At 55.4% G+C, this 22,397-nt stretch carries 23 protein-coding genes and 1 pseudogene; 10 read left to right on the top strand and 14 right to left on the bottom strand.

Features of this window, described 5'->3' with window-relative positions:
- Positions 1-27: 27 nt before the first annotated feature.
- Positions 28-1,422: an amidase gene (locus ROA7450_RS01175; RefSeq protein ID WP_085803786.1), complete on the bottom strand. Its 1,395-nt coding sequence runs from the start codon at positions 1,420-1,422 to the stop codon at positions 28-30.
- A 208-nt stretch (positions 1,423-1,630) separates the two neighbouring features.
- Entirely contained in the window at positions 1,631-1,885 is a 255-nt protein-coding gene (locus ROA7450_RS01180; protein ID WP_085803787.1) for a hypothetical protein, read from the bottom strand.
- A gap of 86 nt (positions 1,886-1,971) precedes the next feature.
- Here ROA7450_RS01180 and ROA7450_RS01185 point away from each other — a divergent pair, with 86 nt between their 5' ends.
- On the top strand, positions 1,972-2,361 hold the full coding sequence (locus tag ROA7450_RS01185) for a hypothetical protein (protein ID WP_085803788.1): 390 nt from the start codon (positions 1,972-1,974) through the stop codon (positions 2,359-2,361).
- 15 nt (positions 2,362-2,376) lie between these two features.
- Here ROA7450_RS01185 and ROA7450_RS01190 read toward each other — a convergent pair whose 3' ends face one another.
- A complete protein-coding gene (locus tag ROA7450_RS01190) occupies positions 2,377-2,829 on the bottom strand; it encodes a DUF1178 family protein (RefSeq protein WP_085804126.1) in 453 nt (150 codons plus the stop codon).
- 130 nt (positions 2,830-2,959) lie between these two features.
- On the opposite strand from ROA7450_RS01190, the gene modA reads away from it, so the two are divergent.
- The 7 genes from modA (at position 2,960) to ROA7450_RS01220 (ending at position 7,633) form a co-directional block, all read left to right on the top strand.
- Positions 2,960-3,718 carry a molybdate ABC transporter substrate-binding protein gene (modA, locus tag ROA7450_RS01195; RefSeq protein WP_085803789.1) on the top strand — a complete coding sequence of 253 codons (759 nt, stop codon included), beginning with the start codon at positions 2,960-2,962 and terminating at the stop codon, positions 3,716-3,718.
- Entirely contained in the window at positions 3,715-4,404 is a 690-nt protein-coding gene (gene modB, locus ROA7450_RS01200; RefSeq protein ID WP_085803790.1) for a molybdate ABC transporter permease subunit, read from the top strand. Before modA ends, modB begins: the two co-directional genes overlap by 4 nt.
- Positions 4,401-5,489 carry a molybdenum ABC transporter ATP-binding protein gene (gene modC, locus ROA7450_RS01205; RefSeq protein ID WP_085803791.1) on the top strand — a complete coding sequence of 363 codons (1,089 nt, stop codon included), beginning with the start codon at positions 4,401-4,403 and terminating at the stop codon, positions 5,487-5,489. The genes modB and modC overlap by 4 nt, the downstream gene beginning before the upstream one ends.
- 215 nt (positions 5,490-5,704) lie before the next feature.
- Positions 5,705-5,848 carry a hypothetical protein gene (locus tag ROA7450_RS20905; protein ID WP_159453974.1) on the top strand — a complete coding sequence of 48 codons (144 nt, stop codon included), beginning with the start codon at positions 5,705-5,707 and terminating at the stop codon, positions 5,846-5,848.
- Positions 5,845-6,009 (top strand): hemin uptake protein HemP, encoded by a 165-nt coding sequence (hemP, locus tag ROA7450_RS01210; protein WP_085803792.1) that lies wholly within the window; start codon positions 5,845-5,847, stop codon positions 6,007-6,009. The genes ROA7450_RS20905 and hemP overlap by 4 nt, the downstream gene beginning before the upstream one ends.
- Positions 6,006-6,479 (top strand): hypothetical protein, encoded by a 474-nt coding sequence (locus ROA7450_RS01215; protein WP_085803793.1) that lies wholly within the window; start codon positions 6,006-6,008, stop codon positions 6,477-6,479. The genes hemP and ROA7450_RS01215 overlap by 4 nt, the downstream gene beginning before the upstream one ends.
- A gap of 128 nt (positions 6,480-6,607) precedes the next feature.
- Positions 6,608-7,633, top strand: a complete 1,026-nt coding sequence (locus tag ROA7450_RS01220) for a hypothetical protein (protein WP_085803794.1) — start codon at positions 6,608-6,610, stop codon at positions 7,631-7,633.
- 73 nt (positions 7,634-7,706) lie between these two features.
- Here ROA7450_RS01220 and ROA7450_RS01225 read toward each other — a convergent pair whose 3' ends face one another.
- The 6 genes and pseudogenes from ROA7450_RS01225 to cysK all read right to left on the bottom strand — a co-directional run.
- Positions 7,707-9,176 carry an ATP-binding protein gene (locus ROA7450_RS01225; protein WP_085803795.1) on the bottom strand — a complete coding sequence of 490 codons (1,470 nt, stop codon included), beginning with the start codon at positions 9,174-9,176 and terminating at the stop codon, positions 7,707-7,709.
- 2 nt (positions 9,177-9,178) lie between these two features.
- Entirely contained in the window at positions 9,179-10,222 is a 1,044-nt protein-coding gene (locus ROA7450_RS01230; RefSeq protein WP_085803796.1) for an adenylate/guanylate cyclase domain-containing protein, read from the bottom strand.
- Entirely contained in the window at positions 10,212-10,583 is a 372-nt protein-coding gene (locus ROA7450_RS01235; protein ID WP_085803797.1) for a group I truncated hemoglobin, read from the bottom strand. The genes ROA7450_RS01230 and ROA7450_RS01235 overlap by 11 nt, the downstream gene beginning before the upstream one ends.
- 598 nt (positions 10,584-11,181) lie before the next feature.
- Positions 11,182-12,597, bottom strand: coding sequence for a pyridoxal phosphate-dependent decarboxylase family protein (locus ROA7450_RS01240; RefSeq protein WP_085803798.1), 1,416 nt, complete (start codon positions 12,595-12,597; stop codon positions 11,182-11,184).
- Positions 12,594-13,064 (bottom strand): glutaredoxin, encoded by a 471-nt coding sequence (locus ROA7450_RS21380; protein WP_268808438.1) that lies wholly within the window; start codon positions 13,062-13,064, stop codon positions 12,594-12,596. Before ROA7450_RS21380 ends, ROA7450_RS01240 begins: the two co-directional genes overlap by 4 nt.
- Positions 13,041-14,069: pseudogene (gene cysK, locus ROA7450_RS01245) on the bottom strand (cysteine synthase A); the annotation flags it as partial. The gene ROA7450_RS21380 and the pseudogene cysK, both read right to left, overlap by 24 nt.
- 273 nt (positions 14,070-14,342) lie before the next feature.
- Between cysK and ROA7450_RS01250 the strand changes: the two are divergent.
- Together ROA7450_RS01250 and ROA7450_RS01255 are read left to right on the top strand one after the other, a co-directional pair.
- Positions 14,343-16,574 (top strand): ATP-binding protein, encoded by a 2,232-nt coding sequence (locus ROA7450_RS01250; RefSeq protein ID WP_085803800.1) that lies wholly within the window; start codon positions 14,343-14,345, stop codon positions 16,572-16,574.
- On the top strand, positions 16,571-17,281 hold the full coding sequence (locus tag ROA7450_RS01255; RefSeq protein ID WP_085803801.1) for a response regulator: 711 nt from the start codon (positions 16,571-16,573) through the stop codon (positions 17,279-17,281). Before ROA7450_RS01250 ends, ROA7450_RS01255 begins: the two co-directional genes overlap by 4 nt.
- Positions 17,282-17,343: 62 nt before the next feature.
- Here the strand turns inward: ROA7450_RS01255 and ROA7450_RS01260 are convergent, their stop codons facing one another.
- From ROA7450_RS01260 to ROA7450_RS01280, 5 genes are all read right to left on the bottom strand, one after another.
- The gene (locus ROA7450_RS01260; RefSeq protein ID WP_159453975.1) at positions 17,344-18,384 is read right to left on the bottom strand and encodes a DMT family transporter; all 1,041 of its coding nucleotides are present in this window, start codon (positions 18,382-18,384) and stop codon (positions 17,344-17,346) included.
- Positions 18,385-18,554: 170 nt separating this feature from the next.
- Entirely contained in the window at positions 18,555-19,526 is a 972-nt protein-coding gene (locus ROA7450_RS01265) for an ABC transporter ATP-binding protein (protein WP_085803803.1), read from the bottom strand.
- Positions 19,523-20,491, bottom strand: a complete 969-nt coding sequence (locus tag ROA7450_RS01270; RefSeq protein WP_085803804.1) for an ABC transporter ATP-binding protein — start codon at positions 20,489-20,491, stop codon at positions 19,523-19,525. Before ROA7450_RS01270 ends, ROA7450_RS01265 begins: the two co-directional genes overlap by 4 nt.
- Positions 20,491-21,399: an ABC transporter permease gene (locus ROA7450_RS01275; RefSeq protein ID WP_085803805.1), complete on the bottom strand. Its 909-nt coding sequence runs from the start codon at positions 21,397-21,399 to the stop codon at positions 20,491-20,493. Before ROA7450_RS01275 ends, ROA7450_RS01270 begins: the two co-directional genes overlap by 1 nt.
- On the bottom strand, positions 21,396-22,382 hold the full coding sequence (locus ROA7450_RS01280; protein WP_085803806.1) for an ABC transporter permease: 987 nt from the start codon (positions 22,380-22,382) through the stop codon (positions 21,396-21,398). The genes ROA7450_RS01275 and ROA7450_RS01280 overlap by 4 nt, the downstream gene beginning before the upstream one ends.
- Positions 22,383-22,397: the final 15 nt, after the last annotated feature.

Consider the following 22,397-nt stretch of genomic DNA (forward strand, 5'->3'; position numbering starts at 1 on the left):
TCTGCAAGTAACAGGGCGCGTTTTTTCTTATGAGATGGGATCGATTGGAATTGGCAAGGCGAGACCTTCTTCGATAGCTTGTGCCGCGGTGAAGCAGCGGTCTTCGTCAAAGCGGCGGCCGATGATCTGAACCCCTTGAGGCAGGCCGTTCATTAATGCGGCGGGCAGGGCGACACTGGGCAGACCCAGCAGGTTGCACAGTTCGGTCAGGCGGAAAGAACGGATCAGGCATTGCATGGCGTTTGGGCTGCTGATGTCATAGCCAACCTCAAAGGGTTCCAATGTCGAGACAGGACCGAGGATCAGCGGGTAACGATCCATCAATACACTCCACTCGACAGCGATCCGGTGCCGTTCAGCGATGGCATTGCGATAGGTGACCGCATTAGGTTTGCCGTCTCCAAGGGCAGAGAGAAGCACAGTTTTGGCATCCTGTGAAAAAAGCGCGAGCATGTCGGCCAGCCCTGTGGTTTCGGTCTCGTAGAACTGCTGGATCGTGCGGTCTGCTTCTTCCATCAAAGGTGCTTCGATGTCTTCGACCATATATCCTGCTTGCGTGAGCAGGTTCGCGGCATCAGTGAGAGCTTTGGCCACCCCTGGGGCAATGCCTTCGCCAGAGGGATCCCTTACAAGCCCGACGCGATTGGCTCCATTTTGGGGGGCTGGAGGCGTTGAGGCTGGCACCCAGAGTGGATCACTCGGGTCAGATTGGCTGAGAATTCCGAGAGCTAGGCGCAGGTCGCGCACACTGCGGGCCATGGGGCCATTCACGGCAGCGATTTGATCGTAATATGTTGGAGAGTAGTCATAAATTGTCGACGTCACCCATGACACGCGCCCTGTGGTGGGGCGCAGGCCCGCGATACCGCAATTGACGGCAGGCTGTCGGGTTGAGCCGCCCATGTCGTTGCCGATACCCAAGGGTGACATGCCGGTGGCGATGGCGGCGGCTTCGCCTCCACTGGATCCGCCGGGGGTACGTTTGCCATTCCACGGGTTCAGGGTGGGGCCGTGTAGATCATTATCCGTGTGCCAGCGCATCCCGAAATCGGGCATGTTGGTGCGGCCAACGATGATGGCGCCGGCCTGTTTCAGATGGCGGATGATGGGGGCATCTTTGGTTGGATAAAGGTCCTTGCGGCTGACCAGCCCGTTCGTTGTGGGGGTGCCGAGGACGTCGATGTTTTCTTTCACTGTAATGGGCAGGCCGTGCAGGGCTGGAAGATCGCGAGCGGTATTGTCTGCCGCTTTAGCTGCATCCAGCGCCTGTTCGGCCAAGGTTAGGGTGATGGCATTGACCTTGCCGTTTACCGCATCGATGCGATCAAGGTGGGCCTGAACCACCTCTTGCACAGAGATTTCACGGATGCGTAGGGCGGTGGTGAGTTGGGTGGCGCTCCAGCGCCAAAATTCGTGTGACATTGAGTAATCCGATCACGAAGAAATGGGCAAGTCGCGCGTTCGCTGCGCGGGATGCAGACAGGCGGCTGCTGAAAAAGTGTGGGAAAACATGCATAAGCAGACGGCTCTTACGGGCCGGTCCAACAACTGATCCAGCAGTTGCCTTATGATCGGTGCATCAACATGGGATCAGCTTAGGCGTAGCAGGGCGCAAAAGCAATGTTTCGGCCTAATATTCCGAAAGCATGTGGCTAACGCTCGCTGTCAGGTCAAGGCGATAAGCCGCGCGCATCTGGGCGATAAAGGCAAGTGAGGCTGGGCCAAAGGGCTGTTTGCCTTCGAAATTGTGCAAAACGATGCTTTCGATCAGGTCACCCAGACCAATTTCGTGATGCGCTGCAAGGGCCTTGAGTACCTTTAAGGCCCGCTTTTCGATACGCACAACTGTTTGAACCCGTTCAATTTTTTTGCGTTCTGCGGCCACGGCGTTGCCCTCTCACGATGTCGAGATCTGTTACCATGGTACCACTTGTGTGAACCGATATATGAATCCGAAAAAAGGAATGTAAAATGCCTGAGCGATACGAGATGCTGACGAAAGCGTTTGAAAGCCTGTCGATTGAACCCACAGAATTTGGTCATGTGGATCACGTCGGCGTGGCTTTTCTGTTGCTACGGAAATACGACATTCTGAAAGCGACCTGTGTCTATTGCGAGACAATCAACACGATTGCGACACGAGTTGGCGCAGCGCGCATATTCAATGTGACCACCACATTGGCGTTTCTAAGCATCATTGCAGAGCGGCTGCAAAGTGATGACTATGTGGATGCAGAGGCGTTTATCGCGCGCAATCAGGATTTGATTATGCAGAATCCGTTGAAATCGCATTACTCAATGAAGTGGCTGCAAAGCGGTCAGGCGCGCACAAGATTCCTGTTGCCCGATCTTGCTGCGTAGCAGTTTGCGAAAAGCTTAGTTGGCTTTGCGACCTGGAACAAAGGGCAGCGGGGCTACAGGCACGCCGTCTTCGATCAGCTTTTTGGCCTCTTCCGGCTTTGCCTCACCGTAAATTGCGCGTTCAGGTGCAATTCCATCGTGCATGTCGCGGGCTTCGCGGGCGAAGTTCATGCCGACATATTCGGAGTTGTCCTCGACCTGCTTTTTGAGTTTGGCGAGGGCCTGTTCGGCAGCAGACGGTTCTAACATACCAGCAGGAACCGAGGTTGGTGCGTCTACTGAAGGAACGGCGGATTTGGAGCGGCTTGCCTGCACCCGCGGAGCCATGATGGCCTTTTCCACTTTCCCCGATCCACAGACCGCACAGGTGACCATTCCTGCGGCCTTGAGCTTGTCAAAGGCACCGGCAGATTGAAACCAGCTGTCAAAACGGTGGTCCTGATCACATTTGAGCGTGAACTGAATCATCAAAGGCTCCGGGTTGGTGGGCTGCATGATACTTAAGCTATGCGGGTTTAAGATCAAGTGAAATCATGTCACAGGGCCGCTTGGTGTTGCAGGCTTGCGCGGGGGCGGGACATGCTGGATACTTCGCGGAATGAGATCGATTTTTTCCCATATTGCAGCAGTTTGCACGCTGTTCTGGCCTACTTGGGTTGTGGCGCAGCCGGATGTGACGGTGTTCGCAGCGGCCTCTTTGCGCGACGCATTAGAAGAGGCGGTGGCTGGCTATGAGGGACAGGTTGTGGTGTCTTATGGCGGATCGGGTCAGATTGCGCGGCAGGTGGCACAGGGGGCCCCGGCGGATTTGATCATTCTCGCCAATGAGGCGTGGGTGGATTGGCTGGAAGAGCGTGAAGCGCTGGTGGCGCAGAGCCGGAACGACTTGGTGGGCAATCGCTTGGTTCTGGTTGGCCCCAGTGGGAGTGCGCCCCTGTCAGAGCCTACAAAAGAAGCCTTGTTCGAGCGGCTGGATGGCGGGCGTCTAGCAATTGGGCAGGTTGATGGGGTTCCTGCCGGGATTTATGGCCGCCAATGGTTAGAGGCGGTGGAACTGTGGTCTGTGTTTACCCCGCATCTGGCGCAGGCTGAAAATGTGCGCGCGGCCCTGTTATGGGTGGCGCGGGAAGAAGCGCCATTGGGCATTGTCTACGCCAGCGATGCGCAGGCTGAGGCATCAGTTGATGTGCTTTATGACATCCCTTCTAACCTGCATGATGAGATCGTCTATCCGATGGCCATGGTTGCGGGGCGCGAGAATACGCAGGCTGAGAGATTTGCGCTTTATCTGTACTCGCCCGCTGTGCAGGACATTTTTTTGCAGCAAGGCTTCATGGCCTTGGAGACTGAACAATGAACCTGCGCCCCGAAGAATGGGATGCCTTGTTGTTGTCACTCAAGGTTTCGGTCTGGGCTGTGGTGATCAGCCTACCGCTGGCTTTGCTGGTGGCGTGGCTGCTGGCGCGACGAGAGTTTCCGGGTAAGGCATTGCTGAGCGCGCTGGTGCATTTGCCTTTGGTCTTGCCGCCGGTGGTGACTGGTTATCTGCTGTTGTTGGCTTTTGGGCGCAACGGGGTGTTTGGCAAAGTGTTGGCCGACTGGGGGATCACGTTGGCGTTTCACTGGACTGGAGCGGCCTTGGCGGCTGCGATCATGGGGTTTCCCTTGGTGGTGCGTGCCATACGGCTTGCGATCGAGGCCGTGGATCCGAAGTTGGAACAAGCGGCGGAGACCTTGGGGGCAGGGCGTTTGCATGTCTTTGCTTTGGTGACACTGCCGTTGATACTGCCCGGGATTCTGGCGGGCGTTGTTTTGGGGTTTGCCAAGGCCATGGGGGAATTTGGTGCCACAATTACCTTTGTAGCGAATATCCCGGGCCAGACGCAGACCTTGCCCTCGGCGATCTATGCGCTGTTGCAGGTGCCCGGTGGGGAGGCGGCAGCATTGCGGCTGGGGATCTTGTCGCTGGTGGTAGCGATTGGCGCTGTGCTGCTGTCTGAATGGCTGGCGCGGCGCGTGGCGGAAAGGATTGGTCGGAAATGAGCCTGTCTGTTTCGCTGTCGCATCGATATGGGGATTTTCACCTTGATCTGGCGTTCGAAGCCGGGCCCGGCGTAACCGCGATCTTTGGGCCGTCAGGGGCAGGAAAATCGACGGTAGCGCAGGCTATTGCCGGACTACTTAAACCAGATATGGGGCGCATTGCCCTGAATGAGCGAGTGTTGGTGGATGAAAGGACCTTTGTCTCCGCATCCAAACGGCGCGTTGGCTATGTGTTTCAGGACGGACGCCTTTTCCCGCATATGAACGTGGCAAAGAACCTGCGGTTTGGGGCACGGTTTGCGCCAAGCGCGCATGACGTTTCTGAGGAAGGCAAGATCATTGAACTGCTAGGGTTGCAGGCGCTGCAGGAGCGGCGACCGCACCAGTTGTCGGGTGGAGAAAAGCAACGGGTAGCCTTGGCGCGGGCACTGTTGTCGCAGCCTGAATTGTTATTGTTGGATGAGCCATTGTCCGCTTTGGATGAACCGCGCAAAGAGGCAATCCTGCCCTATCTGGAACGGTTGCGTGATCAGGTTAACGTTCCGATCATCTATATCAGCCATTCCGTGGCTGAAGTGGCAAGATTGGCAGATCAACTGGTCATCCTTAAAGCGGGGCAAAAGGTTGCTGATGGGGCGGTGGAGATCGTGCTAAGCGACCCGGCGGCGCTTCCATTTGTGGGCGTGCGTCAGGCAGGGTCGGTTCTGCGAGCGCGGGTCGAGGAACATGGCTGTGATGGGTTGAGCCAACTTTCCGTTTCAGGTGGGGTACTGCATCTGCCTGGCATCTCGGCCCCGGTCGGGGCGCAACTGCGTGTTCGCATTTTGGCACAGGACGTTTTGATTTCATTGGAAGAGCCGCACGGTCTGTCATCGCGCAATGTAGTGCCGGTGGAAATCAGCGCATTACGGCGCGGGGATGGCCCGGGCGTGGCGGTGCAAATGATAGCGGGGCAGGATCGGCTGTTAGCGCGGATCACAGCCCGGGCGGCCGAGGAATTGGCGTTGCGACCGGGTTTGCGCTGTTTTGCGATTCTCAAGGCGACGGCCGTGCCCAGAGCGAGTATTTCACAAGGCGGCCACTGAAAAATTTCAAAAAAAATTCGAATTTGGCTTGACCAAATTTGGTTAAGATCTTAATGCGATTATGATGAGTAATGATATAACATAACATAAATAAAGTGCTGAATTTATGTTGTAAATTTCCCCATTGACAAAACTTAGTAAAATAGTCAGAAAAAGGAGGCCTAGCCAAGACACCAGATAAGCCCGGCGAAATTGAGAACACTTGGAGTGACAGGATGCCTGTTACAGCGATCAATCGGGCGGCGCTTGCGCCATCACAGGATGCGCGCGCCGAGCTTCTAGCCGCGGCACTGCGGGGGGAACTCCCTGTTGATGCGATGCTTGAAACTTCGCTGCGATATCTGGAGGAACTGAAATGATTAGAGCACAAACCAAAGCTGAGCCGGAGCTGACGCCGGAAATCGCCATTCACGACGCACGGGTTTTGACCGGCGGTGCAGCGACCACCAACATCGTTCTGGATGGTCAGATTTACACATTGCGGATCACCCGCGCAGGCAAGTTGATTTTGACAAAATGAAACATGATCACGGAATGTTTGGCGGCCTGACGGTCTCGTCGGTCGACGTTATGCCCGCGCCAGAAGCGTTTCTGGTTGGCTGTTTGCGCGAGTGGTGTGACAGCCGTTCGGGGCCAGCAGGTGTGCGAGAACGGCTGGCCGAACGCATGGGGGACACGCAGGGCGCAATTTGCTACTCGGCGATGGAAGATATGTTTTCTGTTCTGTTTCGTCATAGCCGCCGTCGGCTGGTGCGGCACGACCGGGAATGCAAGTGTGTCGGCGCCGACGAGGCTATTCTAGCGCATTTTGTGAGTACGGCAGCGACGGGCGCACGTGAGGATGCAATGCTGCTGGCGTCACTGCTGATCGAACCCACGATGATGATGTCGTTAACAGAATCTGCAAGTCAGGTCGGATTGCACTTGCGTCGCGCAGAGCTCCGCAATATGGGGGGATTCCCAGAGCCCGTTAGCGCAACGAGGCACTGATTCACTGTGTGAAAACAATGGCATAACCTCTGACTGTTTCGCGGTCAGGGGCTTGTTCGATCTGACGCTTGCCGCGGGATCTGCGCTGAACATCAAACATAAATGAAGTAAACCTAAACGAGGGAAAAATGACTAAATTCTTGCTTATTGCAGGGGGCGCGGCACTGGGCCTGACAGCGACAACTGCGAACGCTTTTGAGACCGGACGCTTGTCGGGATATCTTTCGATTGAGATCGAAAATGACTGGACCTTTGATTCATCGGATCCAGCTGCAGAAATCAGTGACACCTACACGACGATTGAAAGCGGTTTGTCGTTCGATTTTGGTGCGGGCTTCGCCCTGAATTCAACTCTGGTTTTCGAGCCAATCCGAGACGCAGAAGATGACCGCTTCTTTGAGGATGAAGGGCTGTACGCAGAAGAATTGTTCTTCTCGAAGGAACTGGGCACAGCGGAACTGAAACTGGGCAAATTTAACCCTGAGTTTGGATTTGCATGGGATGTGGCCCCAGGTATCTTTGGCGCAGATTTTGCTGAAGACTACGAAGTTACTGAGCGGATCGGTGGTGCGCTTTCTGTTCCATTCTCAGCCGCCGGTGGCGAGCATTCTTTCTCGGTCGGCGTGTTCAACGCAGACCGCTCGATTCTGAGCAACTCACTAGGAGCGCGTCGTGGTCAGACAAGCCTGGGCAGTGGCGGCGTCTCAAACACCAACGGTGCTGAATCTTGGACGGCGAACCTCTCGGGCGAATTCTCTAGCACGGTTTACACATTGGGAGTTCAGCACCAAGCGGCGGGTGAAGGCGACACGACTGATCAGGATGGGGCTGTTCTTGGCGTGATTCAAACCGTCGAAACAGGGTCAACCGCACTGGAACTGCTTGCTGAGGTTGTGTACTTCAATCACTACGATGGTGGTACAGAATCCGCTACATACCTGAACCTTGGTGTGTCTGCTCCAGTTGGTCCAGTGACACTAGCGGGCGTTTATGGGCTGCGTGACATTGAAGGCGCATCTGCTGACAATCTGTTTACAGTTTCGGCCGAGATGGAGCTGTTCGGCGGTATCACCGGAGGGTTGGCCTATCGTTATGGCGACGAAGAAGGTGTCGACAGCCATACTCTCGGCACACTTCTGGCCTACGAATTCTAAAGAGCAGTTGATTCGACCGTCGATTCGGTGGTGTGTGTCCCCACCACCGATGAGCAGCTAGATGAAAATAAAGTTAGTCAGTAACGGCGATGGGAAGCGATACAGAAAAAATCGCCCCATCGCCGTTTTGCTTTTCTAGAGTGATCTGCCCCTTATGGGCTGCGATGATACGATGACAAAAGGCCAAGCCCACACCGGTGCCTTTGCCGACATCCTTGGTGGTAAACAGCGGATCAAAAATACGGTGCGCGATGGTTGGATCGACGCCGGGACCATCATCGGAAATAAGCATCTTTATCTGTCCGGACGATGGGTCGGCTTCGCAGGTGTAATGGATGCGACTGCCTTGGCGCGCGTCACGCATGGCGTGCAGGGCATTGGTCATGAGATTGATCACTACTTGCGTGATCTGAACATCGTCAACCATAATCTCGGGCAGTTGCGCAGGTAATCTACCTAGAATCCGTATGTTGGATTTAGCGGCTTCAGGCGCGACGACCTCGATGGCAGTGTCAAACAGGTGTTTCACTTCTGTAGATTTCAGATTTAGCTGCTCTTGTCGCGCTAAGGATAGGAAAGACCGCACGATGTTGACGCAACGGTGGGCCGCGCGGGCCAGCTTATCAATACGATTCTCATGTGGGGATTGCTCCAGCTCTTCGCGCAGGATCTCGGCGTTACCGACGATAATCGACAAAGGGTTGTTCAATTCATGCGCAATGCCGGCCAGCATCTCGCCAAGAGCGGATAGTTTTTCTGACAGAAACAACTGTTCCTGCTGGCGTTGTAATTCGTCCTGAACGGACAGTTCATGAGTTAGATCTTCGATGCTGGCGACAATTACATCTTCACCACGATAGTCGATTAGGCGTGCGGAAATTTCGGCAGAAAAGGTTGTTCCGTCCGGGCGCAGGCAGGTGGCGCGCATGTGGTCGGTCTTCTCGTCCGACAGAAGGGCCGTGACAAAATCACCACGCTCTTCGCGAAAGGCGAAGTAGGTGAAACTGCTTTTGGCGTTGCCGAGCAGTTGTGTTGCAGCGGGCGAGCGATAAAGGATCTGTCCATCGCCAACGCGGGCCATGATCAGGCAAGTTGGACAGGCCTCTAGAACATTGCGCAATAGCGCTTCAGCTTCGCGTGCGGCATCGGCTTCTCCGGTGCTGTCGGATCCAGGGGCTTGCACAAGATAAAATCCACCATCCGAGGCGCTGGCGAGGCGAATTTCATAAAACCGACCTCGTCCAAAGGCTAATGTCACCGGCGCGGGAGCCTGGGGAATGTCGAGCAGGGCCGTTTCCAGGCTTTCGAGGGTCTGCGCAGCTTGGGCAGGCATGGCATGACGGTGCACGGCTTCGCGCAAGAAGATGTCCCACAGCAGGCCGGGCTCCAGCAAATCCTTGAGACCGGCGTACATGCCTTTGAAGGCGGGGTTTGCGAACCTGAGCCGTGCATCTGAATCAAACACGGCCAAACCTTCAGCCATGAACGCCACCGCCTCTTGCAGTGATAATGCGTCTTGGTCGTTTGTTGTGGCCAGCGACATGGTCAGGCCGTGCTGTCGTTAAGTTCTTCGATACGCACGCACTCGAGAGATGCGCTATAGTCGGCAGAACCTGGTGGAACTGATTCCAGTTCAAACTTGCCATTCAGGGTGCCGGTGAAATCGGACGATGCGCAAATCGACATGGGTTCGGCGGCGGCCCGGAATTGCAAGGCCTCAGTCACAGTCGGACCGAAGACGTCGTAGATATAGTTTTGTGTCCCCACAACCGAACCGATGACGGAACCAGAAGCGACGCCGATGCGGGCCTGCCATTGGATCGGGTGGGTTTCATTTCGACGTTGCAGATAGCGTAGGAAACGGACGGCTGAATTGACTACGGCCAAGGCATGATCTTCGTTGGGGTCAGGGACGCCCGCAACAGCAACATAGCTGTCGCCATTGGTCCGGATGCGACGGCAGCCAAATTGTTCGCCGATGCGATCCAACGCGCTGTAGATATCGTTGAGTTCGCTGACAATCACACCGGGATCTTGTTGTGAGGATAGATCATCGAAGCCAACGAAATCGAGCGATAGTACAGAGACGGGATCAAACAGACGTGGGGCGACGACCCCAAAGGTTTTGTACTCGTCATAAACCGCGCGTGGCATCATGTTGAGTAGCAGCTTTTCGACCTGTTCTTTCTCGCGTTTAATTTCATGAGTGTTACGCTCGACCATCATCGAATAGGAATCAATCATCGACTCCAACTCTTTGATTCTGGTGATGTTTTGGCAGACCAGAACGGCAATGTTTTGCGCCGTATCCGGCGTGTGGTTGAACTCCAATGCGACGGTCATCGTACGGCGGCGCAGCTTAAACGAAGTCTCGGTCGCGAGCTTACCACCGTTCGACATCTCAGCTGTGAGTGCATCAATGTCTAGGGCCGGAAATAGATCTCCCAGCTTGGCATTTGCATCATTTTCACCGAACCATTCATTGAACGTGTCGTTGCGAAAATGCAGTGTCATGTCGTCGAGGTCGATGAGGGCGACGCCGACGCCAATTGCGCGCAGGAGCTGCTCGTTGATGGCTTCAATTGACATTTGGTTTCTCGATTAGGATCGCGCGACGGGCTTCGAACGCGCCAACAATGGTCTCAATGTCTTCTGGGGCAACCTCGAAATCCTCCAAAACGCCGGCGACGATCTCTTTCAGGCGATCAAAATGCAGGTCATGTATGTCCATATGGCGGTGGGCGCGTTCTATGTGGTCATCAGTGAACGAGGCGGGGCCACCCATGAGGGACGAGACAAACTTTGTCTGGTGATCCATCAGTCTTGGCATATCGACATCGTCGAAAAAAGGGCCGACATCATCATCATCCAGCAGGCGGTTATAGAGTTCAAGCACCACCTTGCTGATGGTGGAGAAGCCACCGTATTTATCAAAAAGTGATCTTTCCATTTGGCCCCCAAAGCGCGGAATACGCTGAATTTTATACTTTTGCTGTGCTAATTCTTGGATTAAGGCAGGAAATTAACCTACGGTCAACATAGCACAAAAGGCGCCCCTTGCCGGGTTGAGTGAAGTTTGTGGTCCAGCAAGGGGCGATTGCTCTCCTAGATCATGGCGCAATCGAAACCGATGCGTTTGAAATAGGAGAGCTCCGGCAAGGGGGATTTGCGACGATGCGGGCGATTTAACTCTCGGGACGGGACGGCGCGTGACATGGATTTTTTCCTTTAGTTATTGAATCCAGCCATCGCGCTTCGAAGGCGTAATGGTGGGCAGGCCAGTCATGCGGGTCATGACGTGGCGGGTAGTTTCACCAAAGCTGTGTTTGGAACGGCTGCTGTTGCGTTTCATGTTCTGGTCCTTCCGGGTGTCAAGTTATCTGTTCATGAAACTGTTATAGGCACTGCGCGTTTCAGCTTTAGGTCGGGGAATAAGTGTTTTGTTTCAGATGTTTCAGGGAGCGAAACGTTGTGCCAGACTTTGTCGGTGAAAGATGAAAACACCGCGATCAAGCGCGTTGATTAGGGTGCTTGCAACGTTTTCGCGTTCAGCCGCGGATCTCACGCCACAGGCGTTTCATCTTTTCCGACAATTCCAATACGTGGTGGGGCTTGGTTTTCAGGCTGAGGATTGACACCCGCAGGACGCAACGCTCTTGCCATTTGGCGATGCGAAAGAAATGGCTGCCGTCCGCATTGAGGGCCTGTTCCATTCTTTGCGTCATCTGGTCGGCGTCTTCATCGCCGCGCCCAAGATCAAACGACAAGATCAATTGATTGAGCACCACATCGTTGTGGATAGTGATACCGGGTTCATCTGCGAGCGATTGCGCCAGAAGCTCTGCGCAGTGGCAATGATTGTCGATAAGATCGCGCACGCCTTGCTTTCCAAAGGCTCGCAGGGTGGCCCAGGCGGTAAAGCCGCGGGCACGCCGGGAGAGTTCGGGATTGAAATGCGTGGCATTGCGTCCGTCGCCGGGTGGATCGGGCAGATAGCTGGCAGTGATATCCATCGCGCGGCGGTGGGCGGCACGGTCTTTGACGATAGCAAAGCCTGCATCAAATGGGATGTGCAACCATTTGTGCCCGTCGGTAGACCAGCTATCGGCGCGCTCGACACCATCGGCTAAAGCGTGCCTTGTGCTACTGCTGCGGGCCCAGAGGCCAAAGGCCCCGTCGATATGCAGCCAAGCGTCGTGTTCTTCTGAAAGATCAGCCATCGTGTGGAAATCTTCGAATGCGCCGGTGTTTATATGTCCAGCGGTGCCGACGATAATCTTGGGGCCTTGCGTCTGGTTCATTTGTTCGGCCAGATCGTCCGTCAGCATGCACCCCTGATCATCAGTTGCAATACGGGCAATGTTGCGGTTGCCAAACCCCAAATAACGCAGAGCTGCGAGGTTTGAGGCATGCGTGTCATCTGAAATGAAAATCGTGACATGTGGGGCGGATTGCAGGCCATCTTCAGCAATATCATGACCGGCGCGGCGCAACACTTCGTCTCGCGCGGCGGCGAGCCCAATAAACCCGGCCATGGTCGCCCCTATGGTCAGGCCAACCGAGGACTGACGCGGCAAATCGAGCAGGTCGAGCACCCAGTTGCAGGCGGCTTCTTCGGCGGTGGATCCGGCGGGTGAGCATTGATAGATCCCACAGTTCTGCCCCCAGATCGAGGTGAGCCAATCCGCGGCTACGCCTGCGGGATGAGAGCTACCCATGACCCAGGCGTAGAACCCTGATTGCGTGTTGCCGACCAGCCCAGGTTCGGCGGCGCGGATCAGGTCATCTATGATCTGTTCAGCGGGTTGACCCTGTTCTGGCAACACACCGCCAAAGGACGCGCGAAGCTCTTCCAGCGTAGCGGTGGCATGCAGGTTGGTTTTGCCAGAACGATAGGTCGCGGCATATGCCGCGACCTTGTCAAATGGGATGTCTGAAATGGGAGAGGGAAGGGAATGTTTCATCTTGGGTGGACCCACTTTGGTAAAAATGAATAGGCATTAACGTTTTCTGACGGCGCAGTGGGCAGCCCAGCCACGACCATGCGAGTTTGCAGGCTACCGTCATTGAAGGCATCAAATGTTTCGGTGGCCCCGCCGATGTGCTCTCCGCCGACAAAGATCTGTGGAATGGTTGGCGCACCGGTGATCTGACGCAGCGCCGAGCGCATCTCAATGCCAAGATTGTCGGGCTGGTAGGCAACGCTGTCAAGGTCGATGCTTTCATACTGGATGCCCGCCGCAGCGAACATCTTGCGCACGGACCAGCAAAATTCGCACCATTCCAGCGCGAAGACAACAACCGGCTTTTCGGCAATAATCTGGTTGACCCGCTCGATAATTTCGGGCCGCGCTGCTTGTTCTGCACCGGCGGGCGCAGCCGGAACAGGGATGTCAAATCGCGTGCCGGGAGTGGATTGCGACAGTGCCATTTCCTCAGCGGTCATTTCGGTGGGGACATCCTCGAACAATGGCGTGGACAGGTATCGCTCGCCTGTGTCAGGCAACATGGCGAGAATTTTGGAGCCCTTTGGCGCGGTCTTGGCCACCTCTAGCGCGGCGGCAAAGGTCGCGCCGCCGGTGATGCCGCAAAAGATACCTTCTTTGCTGGCCAGTGCTTTGGCCATACTCAGGGCGTCGGACCCGGCAACGGGTTGAACCTTATCAATGAAACCTTGTTCAATTGACTGATTGGCGAGGTCGGAGATGAAATCAGGCGACCAGCCTTGCATCGGGTGCGGGCGAAATTCAGGATGGCTGTCGGCAGCGCTGCCATCGGGGTTGAACGGCTGCACCATACCGCTACCCAGCAATTGGGCATTGTCCGGCTCAGCCGCGATGATGGCGGTGTTGGGGCTGTCACTGCGCAGAACGCGTGCCACGCCCGTGAGTGTCCCGCCAGTGCCAAAGCCAGTGACCCAGTAGTCCAGACCATTGGGGCCAAAGTCGCGCAGAATTTCTTGCGCAGTGGTGGTGCTATGTATGTCAGCGTTGGCGGGGTTTTCGAATTGGCGTGACATGAACCAGCCGTGTTCTTGGGCCAATTCGCGTGCCTTGGCGACCATGCCGCTGCCTTTGGCGGCGGCAGGGGTGAGAACCACCTTGGCCCCCAAAAAGCGCATTAGCTTACGGCGCTCGACACTGAAACTTTCGGCCATGGTGACCACAAGAGGATAGCCCTTTTGCGCGCAGACCATGGCCAGACCGATGCCGGTGTTGCCGCTGGTGGCCTCGACAATGGTCTGACCGGGTTGCAGGCTGCCGTCACGTTCGGCCGCCTCGATCACTCCAAGGGCAAGGCGATCCTTGACCGATCCCATTGGATTGAAGGCCTCGAGCTTGACGAAAATGTCGACGTTGTTCGGGGCGAGGTTGTTGACCTTGACGATGGGGGTGTTGCCGATCGTGTCGAGGATCGAGTGTTTTATCTGGGACATGAGATTTCCGATCTTAATGCAGTTGAACTGGGGCCAGCGAGTGGCGCTGATCTTGTTGTGCCAGCGCGAAGTTGCAGTCTGTTGTCGAAAAAAGAGGTTTTTTGTTTCAGTTGCGAAACACTTTTGTTTCGCTGAAGCGATCAGTTTTATTGAATTTATTCAATAAATTGGGGGATCTTCAGCAACAGTTTTCCACGTCGACACTGTTACAATTGAAACAAAACGACGCCATGCTGAAAACGGTTTGAAACATTCGCGCGATAGGTGTTGAACATGACGTCGGAACCTCACCACGAACCCTTTATTCGTAACCCAGCTGCTGCTGACCTGGTCTGGGACGCTTTGGAAGCGCTCTCGGAAGGGATCGCGGTGTATGATGCAGACTATCGGCTGGTGACCTGCAATCAGCGATATGTTGATATGTTTCCTTTGATTGGCGATCTGATTGATCGAGGCGCTGCGTGGGAGGACCTGTTGAGGGCAGGAGCCGAACGCGGCCAATACCGCAAAGCCTTGGGGCAGACCGAGGCGTGGATCGAAGGGCGCTTGCAAAATGGCGTGCCGGTCGGTGAGACACTCGAGATTGAACTGACGAACGGTCGTATCTATCAGGTACAATTCAGTGCCACCAAGAACAACGGTTTTGTGGTCGCGAATACAGATGTCACTGAACGCCGGAAGGCCGAAGTGGCGATGCGTGAACGTGAAACATTGCTTGCCACAGTGCTTGAAGCAAGCCCTGTGGCTGTTGTCATGGCGCGGCAAGGCGATGGGAAGATCCGATACCGTTCACCAGAAGCATTTCGTTTGTTTGGTCATACGGAGAGTGCAACGGAACATTATCTGAACCAAAAGGATCGGCGGGACTATGTCGCTGCATTGGTAGCAGATGGTCAAGTTGATGATTACCGGGTCGCCTTGAAAGATGCGAGCGGTGCGCCCCGACCAACAGCCTCGTGGGGACGGTTGATCGAGTTTGAGGACGACACTTATGTGGTGACCGCAATCATGGATCTTAGCGCCCAGCAGGAACGTGAGGACATGATCCGGCAGGTGTTGGAGGCTTGTCCCGCCCCCATTCAGATGACGAATGCTCACACGGGTGAAGTATTGTTTAGTAGCCCGGAAACCATTGCCTTGTTTGGACGGGTGGATAGCGCCAAACGGTTCTATGTTGATCCGAATTCGCGCGAGAACTATCTTAGAAAGCTACGCAAAGAAGGGTTCATTCAAGAGTTCAAGGCGCAGTATTTCAATGCCAACGGGGAGGCCTTCTGGGGCGCGGTTTCAGCACGCTTAATCGAATACAACGGCCAAGAAGTGATCGTGTCCCACACTCGGGATCTGACCGAACAGCTGCGGATTGAGGCCGAGTTGTCGCAGCAACAGGACCAGTTGTATCAGAACGACAAGATGTCGGCGATGGGGGAACTGCTGGCCGGAGTGGCGCATGAGTTGAACAATCCGCTGTCCGTGGTGGTTGGGCATTCACTGATGCTGCGCGAAGATTGTCCGGACCCCGAGATATTGCGGCAGGTGGAAAAGATCAGCACCGCTGCCGAGCGTTGCGCGAAAATCGTAAAGACATTTCTGACCATGGCGCGGCAGCAGCCGGTCAAAATGCAGCGCGTGGACATCAATGATATTGTCCAAACGGCTATGGATGTGGCCAGTTATGGAGAGGCGGGTGAAGGATTGGATATGCAATGCCACCTGACGTCAGCGCTGCCCGAGATCTGTGCCGATCCGGATCAGATCACGCAGGTGGTGATCAACCTGATCCTGAATGCAGAACAAGCCATTCGCGAGAGTGGCCTTGGTGGGCAGATCACGGTTGCCACCGCGCGCGCTGAAGATGCTAAAACCATTGAGATACGTGTTGAAGATGACGGGCCTGGTATTGCCAAGGATCTTCGAAGTCGTGTGTTCGAGCCGTTTTTTACTACCAAGGATGTGGGGCAAGGCACCGGGATCGGGCTGGCCCTGTGTCACCGGATCGTCGCGGCTCACAATGGACAGATTTCGCTGGATGCAAGTCCGGACGGGGGAACCGTTTTTACGATTTTTCTGCCGGTCAAAGAGGCGCAGAGCAAAGTGGACTCTCCGGACGGGGCTGGCAATGCGGCATCGCACATTCGTGTGTTGATTGTTGATGACGAGGAAGATGTGGCCGAATTGAATGCGGAAATTCTGACGCGTGCAGGCTATGAGGTAGACGTGTTCAACGAGGCGGGGTTGGCGCTCGAAACGTTACGTGAGCACGACTATGGTCTGATCTTAAGCGACCTGAATATGCCCGAGGTAGACGGCCGGATATTTTTTGAGACCATAAAACGCGAATTTCCTGATATGGTTAATAAAACTGGATTTGTGACGGGGGATACGATGGGCCGATCATCGCAGACATTTTTAGGCGAAGCGCAGCGGCCCTGCATCGAGAAACCTGTGTCGCCCAAAGAGCTGCGCGCATTTGTCAGCGAGTTGATTGCAAAGGGATCGAAATGACGAGTACGGCTACACTTTTGGTCTGTGATGATGAGCCTGATGTACGCGAGATGTTGCAGGAGTATCTGTCGAAACGTGGCTTCGAGATTGTCGCCGCCGCCAACAGCGACGAATTACGCAGTGCCATAGAGACACATCAGATTGATCTGATTTTGCTGGATATCAATATGCCGGGCGAGGATGGTCTGACCACCTTGCGAGGGCTGCGCAGTGACAATCAGGTGCCGGTGGTCATGTTGACCGCAGCCGGTGAGGTGATCGACAAAATCGTCGGACTTGAAATGGGCGCAGACGATTATCTGGCGAAGCCGGTTGATCTGCGCGAGTTGGAGGCACGGATAAAGGCGGTCTTGCGCCGTCAATCAGAGCCAGCATCAGAGGTCATGATGACGGATGCGCCCGAGCGCGCGCCGTTTGGAACGTTCACACTGGACCTGACGGCGGCGAAGCTGCGCGATGCCGAGGGGCAGGAGGTGGCGCTGACGGCGATGGAGTTTAACCTGCTGGCCCTTTTCGCCCGCAACAGAGGTCGGGTCTTGAACCGCGACCAGATTCTAGAGCAGGCGCATGATCGCTCCTGGGATCCATTTGATCGCAGCATCGATATACGCATTTCGAGGCTGCGTCGCAAGATTGAGGCCAACCCGCAAAAGCCGCAGATCATCAAGACCGTGCGTGGTATCGGGTATATTTACGATCCAGATTGATACGCTCAATGTTCCTGTAAAACACCCCGCCTGAAACGGGGTGCTTATTCGTTGTGATGGCCTTAGTATTGTCCCTTGTAACCTTTGGCAGACAGCCCGGGAAAGGCGGCAACAGGTACAAGAACCTGTGCGATGTCGCTGTGGCTATAGGTTGGGCGGTTGGCCCAAAGTACCTTCAGCTTGCGCGGGATCGGGCGTTTGCTCTGACCAACGTAGATCGCCAGCAAGATCAGCACCGCACCGGGTAGCAAGCCCGCACCGGGATGTTCGCCCAACAACGTCATGGCAAAGACGATCCCTGCCAGAGGCGAGAAGGAGGTTGCCAGAGAGATCTCACCGGGCTTGGCGTGTTTCAGAGCTAGGTTCCATGAAATCTGACCGATGACGAAGACAACCAAGGCGTAGATCCAGACTTGTTTCAACAACACCGGCGACAGCAGACCACGAAACTGCTCTGGGCCTTGCAGCGTGCAGACAAGGAGGACATAGAAGCCAAGACCCAGAACTGTACGTACAGTGGCAAAGATGCCCATCGGTACGGTTTTCAGCACCTTGCGTGCCATCAGAGTGGAGCCCATGAAGGTCAGGGTCGCCGCGAAAGCCGCCAGTTCGCCAGGACCAAGGGTGGTGGTGTCGCAAAAGCCGATCATGACCGAGGCGCCCAGCAGGGCGATTAACCCGGCGATCATAGCTTTCTTGTCGAAGCGTTCCTTCAGGAATAGGCAGGTGGCCATCAAAAAGAGCGGTGGCTCAATCCGACCAATCAGCACAATGTTGGTGACGGTGGAATGTTCCAATGCAAAAAAGAACAGACCCGGCGTCAGAGCGGATGAGACAAAGGCGGAAATGGTCAGCAGCTGCCAGTCCTTTACCGCGAGTTTGCGCAGGTTTGCACGGGTCAGATCTTTGCGAAACAGAAAGACCATCGGTACCAGAGAGATCAGCGAGCTGAGCACAAACAGGTTGGCAAAGGTGATGGCGTTGGAGCCATCGGCCAAAGGATGGGCCTGACCAACCGAAACCAGACGGCTGGCAATGGAATTGGCTGCCGCGTAGCACATCACCGCAATCCATGCGCAGAGCAATCCAATACGGATTGGCATGGGGCCTAAGATTGTAGGGCTTTCCGGTGCGTTAAAGCGTGTATTTGATGGGGTGCACATGGCGGGCCTCGATTTCTTGATGCAAGAAACCTAGGGACGCGGTGTTTCAGCCCGATTGCGTGGTTTGTAATTCAGGGTATCGTTTGTTTCAGGCCCGTATCATGCGTTGGTTATTCCGCGTGATGACAGGCCACTTGTGTCACACTTTGCGGCAACTGACGTAGGGCAGGGCGTTCTGATCGGCATTGTGCATCCGCCATAGGACAACGCGGCGCAAAGGGGCAACCGGGGGGCGGGTTAACCGGATCAGGCAACTCGCCCGGCGTGCGTGGTTTGTCAAAAGAACCACCTTCCAGCTTGGGGATCGCCTCTAACAAAAGCCGCGTATAGGGGTGTTTGGGATTGGCAAAGAGGTCCTCTGCTGTCGCCAGTTCCATCACGCTGCCCAGATACATCACCGCCACACGGGTGCCGAAATGTTCAACGACCGACAGATCGTGGGTGATGAAGAGGTAGGTCAGGCCACGTTCGGCTTGCAGATCCGTCAGTAGGTTCAGGATCTGCGCCTGAATAGAAACATCGAGTGCGGAAATCGGTTCGTCCGCAACGATAAACGCGGGATTTGTGACCAGAGCACGGGCAATGGCGATCCGCTGGCGTTGACCACCAGAGAATTCGTGCGGCAAGCGGCGTTGCCAGCTGAGATCGCAGCCGGTTGCGCTGAGAACAGCATCGACTTGCGCCTTCACCTCCGCTTCGGATTTTTCCGGCATCAGGTGGCGGATCGGCTCGGCCAGTGTTTCAAAGACATTGCGACGCGGGTTCAGTGAGGCATAGGGGTTCTGAAACACCATCTGCATGTCGCGCCGGATGGGTTTACGCGTGGCCTCATCCATCTGGTCGATACGTTGGTCTTGGAAGTAGACCTCTCCTGATGTCGGAGTTTGAAGGCCGATGATGGCACGGCCAAGCGTGGTCTTGCCACAGCCGGATTCGCCCACCACGCAGAAGCTCTCACCGGGTTGGATCGAGACATCAACCGAGTTCAGCGCGTGCAGAACTGGCTTTTCCCGGCTCAGAAAGTGTGTTGGCAGGGGGAAATGGACCTGTAAGCCCTTGGTCTCAACAATCGGTTTGCTCATGATTGAACCTCCGCCTGTTTCAGCGGCGTGTAGCAGGCGACACCGTTGACCAACTCGGGCGCACCGCCTTTGCAGCGGTCGGTCGCGAATTCACAACGTGGATGATAAGCACAGCCGGAGGGCAAATTCGTGATGGGGGGCATGGACCCGGGGATTTGATACAGTTTTCTGCCGCGTCCAGCATTTTGCGGCAGCGCCTTGAGCAATCCGCCGGTGTAGGGATGGGAAGGGCCGTCAATGATTTCACGCGTCTTTCCGGTTTCAACGCATTTACCGGCGTACATGATCATCAGACGTTCGGTCACCTCGGCGACGACACCCAGATCGTGGGTGATCAGGATCAGCGCGACATCGTTTTCGCGGCAGAGCTTGAGGATCAGGGCCATGATCTCTGCTTGAATGGTCACGTCGAGCGCGGTGGTCGGCTCATCGGCGATGATCAGTTCTGGGTCCGTCAGCAGAGCGATGGCAATCACCACCCGTTGCCTCAATCCGCCGGAGAGTTCGTGAGGGTAGGCATCCATTCGGGTTTCAGCTGAGGGAATGGCGACCATCTTGAGCTTATCGACGCAAAGTTTATGCGCCTCTCGCTTGGATATCTTGCGGTGCGCCTGCAATGTTTCGATCATTTGCACACCGATCGTCAGAACCGGGTTCAGCGTGACCATCGGATCCTGAAAAATCATCGAAATGCGGTTGCCGCGAATGTCGCGGATTTGGCGGTCACTAAGCTCCAACAGGTTGGTGCCTTCAAAACTGATTGATCCTTGCGAGATGCGACCGGGTTCGGCAATCAGATTGAGGATCGCAAAGGCCAGCATGGATTTGCCAGCGCCGGATTCCCCGACTACTCCGAGGCGCTCGCCCTTTTCCAAGGTCAGATTGACGCCGCGCAGGGCTTCAATCCAGTCACGTTTGCCGCGAGGGAAGGCGACATGTAGGTCGCGCACTTCAAGCATCGCCATCAGTCTTCTCCCCGCCGCAGTTTCGGATTGAGCACATCGCGCATCCAGTCACCAAGCAGGTTCAGCGCAAGGATGAGCGCAATCAGAACCATGGCCGGATAGAAGGTGATCCACCAGCTGCCGGAGAAGATCAGCTCGTAACCCGAGCGGATTAACGAACCAAGTGACGGTTTGTCGACGGGCATGCCAAGGCCGAGGAATGACAGCGCTGCCTCGGTCATAATCGCCTCGGCCACTTGGATGGTCGAGATCACCAAAACCGGAGTCAGTGTGTTAGGCAAGATGTGTTTCCACATGACCTTGCGAGCCGGCAGGCCGATGACACGGGCGGCATCGACGTATTCTTTGTTCTTTTCGCCCAGCACAGAGGACCGCACGGTCCGGGCATACTTGGGCCATTCGGCGATGCCGATGATCAAAATTAGCATGAAAATGGCATAGTCAGCATAGACATTGGCATCAAAGGTGGCGCTGAAGATGGCCAAAACGATAATGGCAATCATCAGGGTTGAGAGCGACATCTGGATATCGGCTAGACGCATCAGGAAGGCGTCGATCCAGCCGCCCTTGTATCCGGCGATCAGGCCAAGGGTGACGCCCAGAATGGCTTGAACGATCACGGCGCCAATGCCGATGAGCAGCGAGATACCGGTGCCATACATGATGGTGGACAGGATCCCGCGGCCTTGCTCATCAGTGCCTAAAGGGAACCGCGCTTCGCCCTCGTCATGCCAGCTGGGGGGCAGTTCGCTATCCATGATGTCGATCTGCATCAGGTCATAGGGGTTTTGGGGCGCAATGAAGGGGGCAAGGGCCGCCATGAAAACGAGAATCAGAAGGACGATGCCAGAACACAGGGCCACCGGATCCGACAGGAACTTCTTAAAGAGGGAGCGCCATGTAATCATGATTTTGCCCCCGGAAGTTTAACCATCGGATTAATAAGCGTGTAGACAAAATCAACGACGGTATTCACCACCACAAAGATCAGCCCGACCATGATAATATAGGCGATGATCAACGGGGTATCGACGCGATTGATGGCCTCAAGGAACATGAAGCCCATGCCAGGCCACTGAAATACTGTCTCAGTCAGGATGGTGTAGGCAATCAATGTCCCGATCATCAGGCCACCGACCGTAACTACCGGCAGGAGCGTGTTGCGGAACGCATGAACATAACGCACGCGTCGGGTGCTCAGGCCCTTGGCGCGGGCAAAACGTACATAGTCAGTGCCCATAGTTTCCATCATCTCGGCCCGAATCAGGCGGATGAAGAGGGGAAGCATGATGGAAGACAGCGCAATCGATGGCAGGATTAGATGGGCAAGGCCATCTATCGTAAGCAATCCGGTGTCCCACCCCCATGGGAGGGTTATTGTGTCGCCCCGGCCCGAAGAGGGGAGCCAACCCAGTTCGACCGCAAAGATCCATTGTAGGAAGATCGCCGTCAGGAATACAGGGACAGAAATACCGACAATCGATCCGGTCATGATGATCCGCGCGAACCAGCTGGTGCGGTTGATTGCGCAATAAATGCCTGCAGGGATTGAAACGGCAAGGAAGATAACCGTGGCACCCAAGACCAGTTCAAACGTCGCTGGGAATTTACCCAAAATAACATCGAGCGCAGGGCGTTTGAAGAAATAGGATGTGCCGAGATCGCCTTGCAGCGCATTCCCCATAAAGCGCGCATACTGAGCGAAAAACGGATCATTCAGCCCGAGTTCGTCGCGCAGGAGTTGACGTTCTGCCTCGGAAACAGATTGGCCGACCAGTTCGCGTAACGGATCACCAAGATTGCCCTGAATGGAAAAACCAATGAGCGAGATGACAAACATCACGATCACGGCCTGAATCGCACGGCGGATAAGGAAGGCTAGGATATGCATTGGACCTGGCAGTAT

The sequence above is a fragment of the Roseovarius albus genome (assembly GCF_900172335.1).
In the GTDB taxonomy this organism is placed as follows: domain Bacteria; phylum Pseudomonadota; class Alphaproteobacteria; order Rhodobacterales; family Rhodobacteraceae; genus Roseovarius; species Roseovarius albus.